Source organism: Candidatus Dojkabacteria bacterium, from assembly GCA_016927995.1.
Lineage (GTDB): Bacteria > Patescibacteriota > Dojkabacteria > JAFGLO01 > JAFGLO01 > JAFGLO01.
On sequence record JAFGLO010000011.1, the window covers coordinates 1 to 13289 of the forward strand.

7 protein-coding genes and 1 tRNA gene are annotated in these 13289 nt (G+C 39.0%); 2 read left to right on the forward strand and 6 right to left on the reverse strand.

What is annotated here, in order from left to right; genetic code table 11:
• Positions 1-120 precede the first annotated feature (120 nt).
• The 3 genes from JW962_02785 to JW962_02795 all read right to left on the reverse strand — a co-directional run bounded on the left by JW962_02785 (position 121) and on the right by JW962_02795 (position 2723).
• Positions 121-192: transfer RNA gene (locus JW962_02785), tRNA-Glu, on the reverse strand.
• A 58-nt stretch (positions 193-250) separates the two neighbouring features.
• Positions 251-682, reverse strand: a complete 432-nt coding sequence (rplS, locus tag JW962_02790; GenBank protein ID MBN1374234.1) for a 50S ribosomal protein L19 — start codon at positions 680-682, stop codon at positions 251-253.
• A 166-nt stretch (positions 683-848) separates the two neighbouring features.
• Positions 849-2723: an ABC transporter ATP-binding protein gene (locus tag JW962_02795; protein ID MBN1374235.1), complete on the reverse strand. Its 1875-nt coding sequence runs from the start codon at positions 2721-2723 to the stop codon at positions 849-851.
• 124 nt (positions 2724-2847) lie between these two features.
• Here JW962_02795 and JW962_02800 point away from each other — a divergent pair, with 124 nt between their 5' ends.
• Together JW962_02800 and JW962_02805 are read left to right on the forward strand one after the other, a co-directional pair.
• A complete protein-coding gene (locus JW962_02800; protein MBN1374236.1) occupies positions 2848-4374 on the forward strand; it encodes a 2,3-bisphosphoglycerate-independent phosphoglycerate mutase in 1527 nt (508 codons plus the stop codon).
• 25 nt (positions 4375-4399) lie between these two features.
• The gene (locus JW962_02805) at positions 4400-5023 is read left to right on the forward strand and encodes a DUF192 domain-containing protein (protein MBN1374237.1); all 624 of its coding nucleotides are present in this window, start codon (positions 4400-4402) and stop codon (positions 5021-5023) included.
• 216 nt (positions 5024-5239) lie between these two features.
• Here the strand turns inward: JW962_02805 and JW962_02810 are convergent, their stop codons facing one another.
• The 3 genes from JW962_02810 to JW962_02820 all read right to left on the reverse strand — a co-directional run bounded on the left by JW962_02810 (position 5240) and on the right by JW962_02820 (position 13162).
• Positions 5240-5857: a glucosaminidase domain-containing protein gene (locus JW962_02810; protein MBN1374238.1), complete on the reverse strand. Its 618-nt coding sequence runs from the start codon at positions 5855-5857 to the stop codon at positions 5240-5242.
• Positions 5858-6090: 233 nt separating this feature from the next.
• The gene (locus tag JW962_02815) at positions 6091-10464 is read right to left on the reverse strand and encodes a hypothetical protein (protein MBN1374239.1); all 4374 of its coding nucleotides are present in this window, start codon (positions 10462-10464) and stop codon (positions 6091-6093) included.
• A 112-nt stretch (positions 10465-10576) separates the two neighbouring features.
• A complete protein-coding gene (locus JW962_02820; protein ID MBN1374240.1) occupies positions 10577-13162 on the reverse strand; it encodes an AAA family ATPase in 2586 nt (861 codons plus the stop codon).
• Between the last annotated feature and the right edge of the window lie 127 nt (positions 13163-13289).

Genomic DNA, 13289 nt, shown 5'->3' on the forward strand with positions numbered 1-13289 from the left:
AAGGGGTTCTCTGAGAACATACTGGGCAACAGATGACTGTGTTGGGAAAGCAGTGAAGTAGTGAAGTAGTACTCCGGAGAGATAGTGTGAGAAGAGGAATTCGATTCCCCATTAAAAGAATACCGCTACGGGGAATCGAACCCCGATTACAGGATTGAAAATCCCGCGTCCTAACCGTTAGACGATAGCGGCACGAAAGTTGTGGAAAAAGCGGTAATCGTTAGAAATCGGGGCTAAACCGCTCCAACATTTACTCCTTTAATTTTTCAGGTGCATTAGCTTCAGTTTCCGAATCTTCGGGCTTATTTTTTGTTTGTTGTTTAACTTCCTCAATAATCTGTTCGCCCTTTATCTTCATAGCACGTCGACCGATACGTTCTCGCATGTAATAAAGTTTCGATCTACGAACCTTTCCTCTACCTGCAACCACGAGCTCTTTTATTATGGGTGAGTTAAATAAAAACGTTTTCTCGACTCCTACACCGAAACTGATCTTGCGAACAGTAAAGGTTTTTGTATTTCCCTTGCCCTTAACGGCAATAACCAAGCCCTTGAATACCTGTAGTCTTTCTTTGTCTCCTTCTTTTATGCGAAGGGAGACCTCTACTTTGTCACCCACCTTTACATTTGGTCTTTTTATAACTTGCTTTTCCGTAACATCTTTTACCAAAGCTGTGTTCATTTCTCAAAACATAAAATAAACGCAATTCATGCAAAAGGAAATATACCAAATTTTCCCGCATTCGTCCAGTAGGGACAGGTTTCTAACCTGTCCCTACTGGACATGGTTTTCGAACCTGTCCCTACTTGGACATGGTTTTCGAACCTGTCCCTACTGGATATGGTTTTTAACCTGTTCCTTCGAGGCTGTAACCTTTTGCCTGCAGACTAAAGGCCTTTTTATAAATTCCGTTGTGTTTGGTCAAATCTTCGTGGTTCCCTTGTTCAACGATTTCACCATCTTCAAGAACGTATATTCTATGAGCATTTCTGACGGTTGAGAATCGGTGTGAAATGATAATAACGGTTTTCCGGTCGAAACTATGATAAATATTTTTAAATATTTTGTGTTCGGCTTGGGCATCTATAGAGGCAGTTGGCTCGTCAAGTATTAATATTGGGGCATCACGGTAAAACATTCGGGAAATAGCTATCTTTTGCCACTGTCCCCCCGAAAGATCCGTTCCTTTTGAGAAAGTTTTATCAAGCTTCTGATCATATTTGTTTTCAAGATCAACAATAAATTCATGTGCGTCTGCTTTTTTAGCTGCAGTTTTTACCTGGTCCAGGTCAACTTTTCTGTCAGGATCTCCCAATAATATGTTTTCCTTTACGCTTAAAGAGTGATACTTGTTATATTCCTGGTTTAAAACTCCAATTCGTTTGTAATAATCTTTAATATCAATGTTTTTTATTGGTATATCGTCAATCAAGATCTCTCCTTTCTGTGGATCGTGGAATCTAAGAAGCAATTTTATTAATGTAGATTTGCCGGCACCGTTTTCGCCAACTATTGCAATTTCATCAAACGGATTTATTGTTATATTTATGTTTTTGAGAACATATTTTTTGCTATTTGGATATTTAAAAGAAACATTTTTAAGCTCAATTTTGGGTGGTGTTTGAGTTTTCGACTTAAGTTTTTGATCACCGTTGATAATCAGTGGGGCAAGTGATTCGATCTTTCTTACGTGATCAAGGTAAGAGGCTAAATCGTAAAGATTCAGGAATTCACCGATTGTATAGTCAAGATTACCTGAAAATGATTTAAATTGTCCTTGATAAAATGTGAAATCACCCACAGAGTATTCGCCTTTTAGTACTTTTTGTAGCAGAAACGCTGTTGCAGCCAGGTATGAAAATGCATTAAGGATTAAGAGTAAAAATCCCTGGATGAAGTTTTTGTCATATATTTTTTGTTCCATATTAAGCATGTGTTCACCGCTCTTTTTTAGTTCGTTATATAGATAATTATTTGCACCCGAAATCTTATGTTCGTAAGCGTACCTATCGTCACCTAGATACCAGCCTAACCTTCTTACGAAACGATTTTCTTCTATTCTGTTGTTGTAGTAATCCCAAATCTCTTTTATAAATTTGCTGTGAATAATGTTTCCCGGGAGGGAAAAGAGGACTATGACTGCCGAAATAAATGGGGACGTTTTAAATGCAAAGTATCCTGACATTGTGACTGATAACAGCATAGAAACAAAATTTAAAGATTCTCTTGCAAATTCCTGAACTTTGTAAAAGTTTTCCCAGGCTTTTTGAATAGAGTTTGAGATGTTAGGGTCTTCGAATTGTTGAATATCCAGGCTCGAGATCTTTTTATGTATTGCATACTCATATTTTCTTAGAAAGTAGTTTCGGAATTTGTTGGCAAGCCATTGTTCAGTCCGTCTTCCCATGTTGCTCATTGTTGAGATGGCTGTAGAAGCAATTATTATTATGACAACAGGAGAAATTAGTTCTAGTTCAGATATATCTTTAACCCCTGTTTGGGTAAGATTTAGGAGCGCATCAATAAATTTACCTGTGTAAAATGAACCTAGTATTGGAAGAATAGTTGTACTAACCGAAGAAAAAAACATAAGGATTGTGTAAAACGGCGAGATTTTGAAAAACAATCGATAGACCCAACTTCCATTTCGTATTATCAATCCAAACTTTTGGAGCATGTTCGTGGACTTTGGTTTTACTTTTTTATTTGTATGCCGGTTCATGATTTTCTTATCTATTTAATTATAGTTTGGCAAAACGGTGTATTTTACTATGTATCTATTCGGTTGTACAATAAAAATGTATATTGCTGGTTATCATTTTTGTCTTGTTGTATACTTAAAAACCATGAAACCATTTGCGTTAATAATTCTTGATGGACTCGGTGTAGCCAGAGCATCTAATGGCAATGCCGTTGCTCTTGCAAAAACACCTTTCTTAGAAAAGCTATGGAATAACTATCCTCACGGATATTTAAATGCTGCAGAAGAAGCTGTAGGGCTACCTGCAGGCATTAATGGTAACAGTGAGGTTGGTCATTTAAATATTGGTGCCGGCAAGGTCGTTTATCAATCACTACTTAGAATAGATAGAAGCATCGAAAGCGGTCACCTTCTTAACAACCAAACATTGAAAGCGTTGGTTTCAAAGTTGGCTTTAACCGGTGGTAGAATTCACTTAGCCGGAATTTTAAGTGATGGCGGTGTACATTCGCATATTAACCATCTATTAGAGATTTTGAGTGTTTTATCAAAGCTTTCTCCCAAGTCTCGTATATTTATCCACTGTTTTACCGATGGTAGGGACTCCGGTCCTAAATCGGCAGCTACATATTTTGAAAAACTGTCATCTCGCATTCAGATATCAGGGGTTGGTGAAATTGCAACGATTCTTGGAAGATATTATCTTGATCGTGATGAGAAGTGGGATAGAACAAAAGTTGCATACGATTTATTTACACAGGGAATCGGTAAAAGGATTGATTCTTATAGTCTTGCACTTAACGATTCCTACGAACAGAATAAAACCGATGAGTTTCTTAATCCTTATGTTCTAAATCCTGACGGAATTGTAAAGGAAGGTGACGCATTTATATTTCTAAATTTTAGGGCTGATCGTGCCACACAGCTTACTGAAGCTTTTGTTATGCCTGATTTTACTGGATTTCCCAGAGAAATTGTACTTAAAGATCTTTTCTTTTCAACAATGATGCTCTATAGTCGGAAGTTCATAGACTATACCCAGTTAATTTTTCCAAGGAACGATATTACGGTTCCCCTTGGCAGGATTTTAAGTCAGAAGGGAATTACACAACTTCGAATTGCTGAATCAGAAAAATTTCCCCATGTTACTTACTTTTTTAATGGTGGTCAAAATATCGTTTTTGATGGTGAAGACCGAGTCGAAGTTCCCTCCCCTCGTGATGTTGCCACATATGATCAAAAGCCACAGATGAGCGCAGATGAAGTTACAAGAATATTAGGTTCCAAGATTGAGACTGAGCGGTACGGTTTTTATGTTGTGAACTTTGCAAATCCGGATATGGTTGCTCATACTGGGAATCTTCCTGCAAGTATAAAGGCGGTAGAGGTTGTTGATGAGTGTATGAGCAGAATAGTGCCCCAAATTGTCGGTAGAGGCGGACGAGTTATAGTAACCGCTGATCACGGTAATGCCGAAGAGCTTATTACCTCAACGGGAGATATTGATACTGAACATTCAATTAATCCTGTGCCGTTTTGTATTGTGGGTAATGGACTCTCTTCTCGCACCCTTCCAATGGGTAGACTTTGTGACATTGCGCCCACAGTATTGTCACTTTTAGGTTTTGATGTTCCGTCTGACATGACAGGTAGAGTGTTGTATAATCCTTAAGTTATAATTTGTTTGATTTTTATTAATGAAATTTTCATTTAGTAAACCCAAACGACTCAAAATAAACATACCTAAGATTGATTTTTCGTTTTTGAAGACTGAATGGGGAATGATATCCATTGGAATTTTAGTATGTGTTCTTATTGCCTTTCTTCTCATAAAAATGCTTTCCGGAAGAGATGCCGCACTTCTAGAGTATAGGAGACTAATGGAAGAGTTAGAGAATACATCAACCGACGATCTAACAAACAATCTTTCCGATGATACCCTCTTGCCTACGCTCTCATTTCTGTCTCAAGATGGTGAAGCCAAGGGTAACATAAGTTACGTTACCGCTGATACCGAGGAACTTAGGGTTAAAGGGCTCTCCGAGTATGATATTCTTGAGCAGAATATGGGTATGCTTTTTGTATTTGACACCATTGTCAATGCTGCATTTACAATGGAGGGCATGAGTTTTCCCCTGGATATTATATTTTTAGATAGCAATGATACTGTTGTCGAAATTGCAAGCAAACTTCAACCGTGCGAATCAGATTGCACGCCATATACACCGGCTAGTTCCTATCAATATGCAATCGAGGTAAATGCTGGAGTTGTTAATAACCTTGGAATTGTTGTTGGCGATATTGTAGTTGCCGGCGAATAATTACGGCATATCATAGTTACCTTTGGAGTTCCCTTAGCATTCCTAGGTTTTCACAACATCCCCAGCAATGGGAATTCAGCCTCATAGACAGTGCTCGTTGATTTTTGTAGTGTCTCCTACCTTTAGGATTGTACTAAACACGAACATTATATTCACGAGGATCCTGAATTCCCATTGCTGGGGATGTTGTGAAAGTATTAAAAGCTGTTTCGACGATTAAAGGCTGTTCATTATGTTTGTAATCTTTTGTGCCCAAGCTTCAGGTGTTACGGGATTGTATACCGGAGCCATAAGTGCGGGTGTTGTGAGTCCTTTTGCATAGTAACCTTTTGCAATACCGTTAACAACTGTAGCAATGGCCTCTTCAAAGCTTGTATATCCAAGATTACCCCATCCGAATGGATTGTATGGTCGAAAACACACTACTCCACCACCGGATTCAACAATGGAAATTGCAACGATAAGTCTGTAGTCTACTCCCATTTTTGCCGAGTATCGAACCAGAAATTCCGCAGAAGATGCCATAGGAGCCTTATATTTTTCGTAGAAAGCTTTTACTTTGGTAACATTTGCCATGATTTCTTCTTCTTTTTGCATTCGGGCGGTTTGATTTGCTGATAAATTGCTGTAATTTTCGGTTTTTCCGAAGAAATAGCTGTTGTCAAATGGAGTTGTAACAATGTCAGAATAGATGTTTTCATCTTCGACTTTTGATTCAGCTCTAACGGGAAATTTGATACCGGCACCGTAAAGAAATACAAGAGCGTTTCCTACAACAACTGAGCTAACCCCTACACCGATTGCCAATCCTAACACTTTTTTAAAGGTATTCACGCAAAACGTGTCCCTTATAAATTAGCCTCGCATTCTCTTACAAATTTTTGCAAGGTGCGAGAGTTTGTCCTTGAGATTTCTCCCAAGGGATTCTAAAGAACAATTTATGATTGTATTATACCATGAAAATGGCATTTTCTCAATGTATCTTTAGTCAAACTCGGGCGAGTATACCCTGGTCTTTGGTGAATGTCAACAGAGTGTCAGAATACTCGCCAAGTTATTTTTTATAATTACTTTTCCTGTTTTCGTCTCGACAATATTATTCCTATAACAAGGAGTATAAACACAAGGATCGGAATAAGAATCCACCAGGGGAATCTATTATTACCTATTAGTCTAATGTTTACGTCCGCAGTATCCTTATCAGTTACTTCTATAGTTTTGTTCTCGCCAAGTGAGTACTTTGAAGGTAATTCGTCGTCTATTATTTTTACAGTATATTTTCCTGGACATACTTTTAGTTCCCAATATCCATTATCGTCTGTTATTGCCTCCATTTGGTAGGTTTTTCCGTCGAACTCGTACTCAACAAGGATCTTCTGGTTTGTAAAGATTTTTTCGTTTTCATCCTTTTTGTCATTTTTGTTTTTATCTTCATATACATAACCCGAGATTTTGTATGTAATGCTACATCGTTCCTCGGTAGTACCCAGGATATTATTATCAAGGTCCTCTTCTTCCGGCTCCAAAGATTCCGGTTCAGAAACCGGTTCTATAGGAATTATGGGTTGGATAACCGGTCTAATCGTTACGATCGGTTGAGGAATAATTATTACTACCGGTGGGTTAACTGTTACAGTTACTGATTTTGTTGTACAGGTATTCTCCGACAATGGATTGTCAATAAATCTTGCTTCGCAGACTCTCAGAGTAACAGTATAAATACCGGCCGCAAGATATTGTTTTGATGGAATAGTTATGTTTCCCGGAGTACCGAATGTTCCTAATGATTGAAATCCTTCACCTGTACCGTAATCTATTTCGGCATACCAGGGTGAGTCGTCAGGTACTTCCTGAATCCAACCGGGATCACTTATATATGAAGGGTCTCCAAACATTGCGGTGAAGTTAGCGACTCCACCTGTCTCAATTATTTGATTGCTTCCTAATACAACCGCCGGTGCTACATTATTAATTGTTATAGTTACCAAATACGCCTCACTTTCATTCCCGGCAAAATCCGTTACGTAGTAACGGATTGTATATACCCCCTCGGGTATATATGAAGTGTCTGTGGGAACGTCAATATCTGAAAAGTCAATTGTTTCTCCTGTTAAATAGTGGAAAAGTTCGTTTAGTGTTCCTCCATATCCACAACCGTCATATCCGCAACCAGCCATACTTACATCTATTGCTGTATCAAGGATGGTATATGTTCCATCGGGATCTGTAAACGTTATGACAACGTAAACCATGTCAAGATTCCCGTTTGTGTCACGCATTTCAAGGTCGTTGAGAAATCCAAGGTTTAGTAATTGACCTTCGGTTAGAATTAGATCGTCAATTGTTGAAATTGTCGGAGCTGTATTGTCAATATTTAACGGATAAGTGCTTACTGTATAAGTTGTATTATTTGCAAGATCTGTTGCCTTTACGCAAACATACATACCGTTGTGACTTTCGTCTGCTATGGTAAATGGTGTGTTTGATTCAAAGCTTTCTGTAAATACGACTGTGTTGTCGCAGGTTCCATCTGTGAATGCATATTGATAAGTTGATGGGTCAGGATTATTATCTGTTACTAAGATCGAGATAATGTCTTCAAGATTAAAACCGGCCTCAACGTCATCGATAAAGGTAACGACAGGAGGTGTTACATCGTAAGTTATATAACAAGTATTGCTCCAGTCCGAAACCGCGCCGGTTAATGTATCTATTGCCCTGACTCTTGAATAATGTGGAACTTGACCATAACCAAAGCTTCTATAGTTGGTGTAAGGGTTTGTATAAGGCTCCAGACCCGCCCAGGAGGTTCCGTTTGAAGAGTATTGTCTTTGATATTGTATATTTGGGTTTCCTGCTGAAACATCTGTCCAATGAACTGATACGCCATTTATATTGGTATAACCGCCTTCACAATCGTATCTTGTTGGTCTTTGGCTAATTGGTGTTCCATCGTTAACATTGTAACCAATTTGTACTGGAGTTAAGGGTTGAACAAATCTAAAGCCTACCGCGTCGGCAATGGCAATTTGTCCGCCTGATAAACCCGGACCCTGGAGTACAACAGAGCCCTGCTCGTTTACAAATGTGTATTCTCCTAACGATACCCAGCCTGATTGAGATTGTTCATAGGTTACTGCGCAGGTTGCTTGATCTATTGTGACAGGGGAACCGCTGTTTATTGTATATTCTACCTCGCCTCGCGAAGCCGAGGGTTCACATCTGTATTGGGTGTAAACTTCGTAAACACCGTTTAGAAGATCATTTGTTGTCCATGTGGCTGTGGCGCTGGTTGATCTTAATGTCTGAGTGTCTCCTCCAACGTAGGAACTAGCTATGGCTTGAACACTTGGATCTGAGTGATTGACGTGTATGGCCATATTTGCTCCAGAAACAGAGAAAGTTCCGTTGTTATTATGGTCTGAATATAAGGCACTGTCATCAATAACTATATCCATTGGTTCTGCATACTTCCACTCTATAGCTGAATCGCTTTCGTTTCCTGCCGAATCTACTGCCGTGACAATATAGTTGTGGAGACCTGTTGTTGAATGTGTGTAACTTAGGTCTGTTCCTTCATAAATCGGTGTTATTGTATTATTATCGGCGTAAACTCTATAAAGAGTTGCGTTGGATACCGCTTTCCATGTAACTAATATTTCATTTGTATCCTCCTCTAAAAAGAAAAGTGGGGATTCTGGAGGTGTTGTGTCTAATTCAGTGTAGTCAACCATTCCTAAAACGCTATTGCCTGTTCCGCCTGAGTTTGTTTCCGGAATACTGCCGTCGCCACCTGTTGTATCGTTGGGACCTGTTGCATCTCCCCAGTTATTTCCTCTTGCATCGATAAGAACAGTAGTTGTTGGATCACCGGTTACAGTTGTTGTCCAGTTTGAAAGCCCGTAATTATTGTTTCCGGAGATTGTTACACCATGAATTTCAACATTTGTGACGTAATTTCCTATTGAGATTCCCCCACCGGAAGCTGTGGTTCCGCCGTTTCCTGTAATTGTGCCGCCATTTATTGTAACTAAATCTAAGGTTGTTGTATTTAGTCCATAGCCTGCGGTATCGTTTCGTCCTTTTATTGCGATTCCCTTGCCTTGTGTTACTCCTAAGCCATTTCCTGTTACAGTTGGATTGTTAAAGGTAATATTGGAGTAATTTCCATTCTTTAGGTTGATATCTATACCGGCATTGTGTGCTGCAAGTCCACTTGTTGTGTTTTGTCCGTTATTTGATGCAGATATGTTTGTAAACGTTGCATTTGATAATTTCTCGACGTATATGCCTTTAAAGCCATTTGAATCAAATGAACTGTCAGTAATTAATACGGTGTTAACGTTAGAAGTAGTATCTGGTGATGGGTTTGCCCCGGCAGGGTTTTTTGCAAAGTAGATACCGTAATGTAAATTGTTAAATGCGGAGTTTGATATTGTAAGCCCATTAACTGTGCCGTGTACCATAACTTTTAAGCCAATCTCGGTCTCTGTTCCAAAGTAGGTGGCTGGTCCGATAACCATTACATCGCTTATGGTAAGGTTTGATATTGCGATAGGGTCACCTCCTACGGGTGAGTTTGTCATTATACCGACTTGAATACCCGCTGAATTTACTGGTGTTACACGAAGGTTTCCAATATTTACATTTGATGCAGTTACGGTTATTGCAGCTGCGCCTGAATTTGAAGATAATATTGTATCTACAAGAGGATCCGTACCATTTCCATTTCCCTGTAGGGTGATTTCTTTGTCAATTATTATGTTGCCACTGTATGTTCCGGCTGTAACCTGTACAGTATCGCCATTCGATGATGCATTTATCGCTTCCTGAATTGTGTCGTAGCAGATGCCGTCGACAGTTGCGACGACACATGCGTTTCCATTTCCTACCGGGTTTGGGTTTATAACAATAAAGATTGTGAAATGATCGACGTTTTCTGCAATAATTGAGTTTTCTACAGTTGAAACATTATTTAGTTGAGCAAAGTTTACGCTGTCTTCAGAGTAAGCAATGGTTGAATCGGGTTCACTATTATTTGGAAGGGTAAGTGTAAATTCGAAGCTGTAATTCGGCATTGTCGATGTTACCTCAAGTGCCCAGGGATAAATAGCAGAAGTTTCTTCGATCTGTTTAGTGGTAAGAGGGATCTTGTTTATTGTTATGATTCCAGGCTCATCAACTTTTGTAAAGGTAATAGAGATTGATGGGTCGTTTGGAAAAACATATGTTCCAATTGTGATTGGTTCGTTAGAAGTAAATGAGCCGTCAGTATTTTGAATCCAGATTTGGTTTTCGTTGGATTCAATATAATCTTCCGGTGTGTCTGCAAGTACGGGATTTGAAAGCAGGAAGAAGAGTGAAGCTGTGTTACCGATAATTAGATTTAGTAAAAGAAAAATTTTTACTAATCGGAACAAATGGGTTTTAAGTTTTTTCATTATTGAAAAATTAATATAATGTTATTCTCGTATTCTAACAAAATATCAAATTAGTTACAACCACCTGTTATTCGTCCTACCGAAACTGTAGATAATAGTAGATAATATATGATTAATTAGTGAACATAACTTTGTTGTTTTTAACAGTTGCTTTGATTTTATCGCCTTTTTTAAATTTCCCCTCAATAAGTGCTTTTGAAAGCTCATTTTCTACGTTTTTCTGGATTGTACGTTTCATTGGGCGCGCTCCAAACTCCTCGTCATATCCGGCGTTTACCAGCATTTCAACAACGGAATTGTCAAATTCAATGGTTAATCCTTGCGCCAGAACCAATTGTTTAAGCTTTTCAAGAAGAATTAAGGCTATTTCGCGGATTTGTGCCTTGGTAAGTGAATGGAAAAGAATAATGTCATCGAATCTGTTTAAGAATTCGGGTCTAAATTGAAGTTTAAGTTCGGACAAGACTTTATCATAAAGTTTTTCCCACTCTTTGTTTCCCTTGTTCTTAATGTGTTCCTGAATAAGGTTAGATGCAATATTACTTGTAGCAATTATTATGGAGTTCTGGAAATCCACTGTTCTACCTTTTGCGTCGGTTAATCTGCCGTCATCGAGAAGTTGAAGTAATATATTAAATACTTCAGGATGAGCCTTCTCAATTTCGTCTAACAGGACTAGTGAGTATGGTTGACGTCTAATTCGTTCTGTTAGCTGTCCACCCTCTTCATAACCAACATATCCCGGTGGGGACCCGATTAGTTTACTTACACTGTGTTTTTCCATGTATTCACTCATATCGATCCTTATAATTGCTGATTCATCACCAAAGATATATTCCGAAAGTGCTTTTGCAAGTTCGGTTTTGCCAACTCCGGTGGGACCTAAAAAAATAAATGCAGCAATGGGTTTGTTTTCAGATTTTAACCCAACCCTAGCCCTACGTACCGCCTCACTTACAGCGGAAACAGCATCGGTTTGTCCTACAATCCGTTTATGGATCTCCTTTTCCATTTCCAAAAGTCGCTTTTTCTCTTCTTTTTTCATTTCTGTAACGGGGACACCCGTCATTTTTGATATAACGTCGGCGATATCATCAATTGTAACTTCGGGGATACCGGTTCCCTTCTTTTTTTGCCAGGCTTCGTCAAGTGGTGCAATTTGAGATTTTAGTGATTCAATCTCCTGTTTTAATTTTGCGGCCTTTTCAAAGTCCTCTGCCCGGGTTAAGGCTTCTCGTTCTTTTTCGAGCTGTTTTACTTTTTCGGACAATTCCATAAGCTCCTGTGGAGGTAATGTTTTCTCTAGTCGGACTTTACTGCAAGCTTCATCGAGAGTATCAATTGCTTTGTCAGGTAAAAAGCGATCTTTTATGTAACGGGTGGCCAGTTGGGCAGCGGAGACAATTGCTTTGTCCGTTATTTTTACTTTGTGGTGAGCTTCGTATTTATCACGTAATCCTCGTAGAATTTCGATTGTTTGGTCAGTTGTGGGTTCATCAACTAAGACCGGTTGAAATCTGCGTTCCAGGGCAGCGTCTTTCTCTATGTATTTTTTATATTCATTAAGAGTTGTAGCTCCAATTACCTGGAGTTCACCTCGTGCAAGTGAGGGTTTCAACATGTTTGAAAGATCCATTTGGCCTTCCTGTGCACCACTTCCAACAACTGTATGAAGTTCGTCGATAAATAAAATAATATCTCGACCGGCTTTCTCGAGTTCTTCGATCACTTTTTTGGCTCGCTCCTCAAATTCACCACGGTATTTTGAACCTGCAATAAGACTTGATATATCAAGTTCTTTAACCCGCTTTCCTAAAAGTACTTCAGGTGCACTGCCGTTTACTATTCGATGAGCTAAACCTTCAACTATTGCTGTTTTTCCTACACCCGGTTCACCAATAAGTACGGGATTGTTTTTACGTCTACGTGACAAGATTTGGATAATTCGGGTGATTTCGTCGGCTCTACCAATGACAGGATCAATTTTTCCCTGCTCAGCTAAGTTTGTTAGATCTCTACTGAATTTGTCGAGCGTTGGAGTTAATGATTTTTCTTTCACGGCTTTACCGCTCTCGTCGCCTTCACCTACCAGGCTTACAACGGCTTGTCGTGCATTTGTATAACTAATACCGTATTTTTTAAATACTTGGGCGGCTAAGCCTTCTCCTTCCTTTATAAGTCCCAAAAGAATGTGTTCCGAGCCGACGTAGCTATGATTAAGCTCCATTGCGTCTTGAAATGCAAGTTGAAGTACCTGTTTACCTCGTGGAGTCAAATCGGTAATTTCGGTTTCAATATCGCCATCGGTTATTTGTGATTCGACATAGCTCTTAAGTTCGGAAATATTAATTTCGAGTTTGTTTAAGATTTTTTGTACGACTTCATCTTCGAGAACGCCTAGAAGTAGGTGTTGGGTATCGATTGCTTTGTTTTTATGTTTTATTGCACCTGCAACTGCGGCTTGAATTGCTTTTTTAGCACGGTCGGATAAATAATTGTTAATGTCGACGCTCTCCTGCTGTGGTTGGTAACCGCCGCCTCCGAAACTTCTTTCGAATGGACCATCGAAGGAAGTTTCGCCGGTTTCTTCGGTTTCGGCAAGACATTTATCACAGATATATTTAGTAACGTTACGTCCGTTTATAATTTGAGTTATTTTGGTATTGGCTTCACGGGCCTGACATCTGTCGCAAATCATGTTAACCGTAGGCAGTAAATTAGTTTAATATCATTATACCGCAAGGAGTTAAGGTCGTAAACTGTCTGCTTTTGGACAATATTCCCTAAATTGGGTAATATGAACAATATCTAATTTTTATTTATTC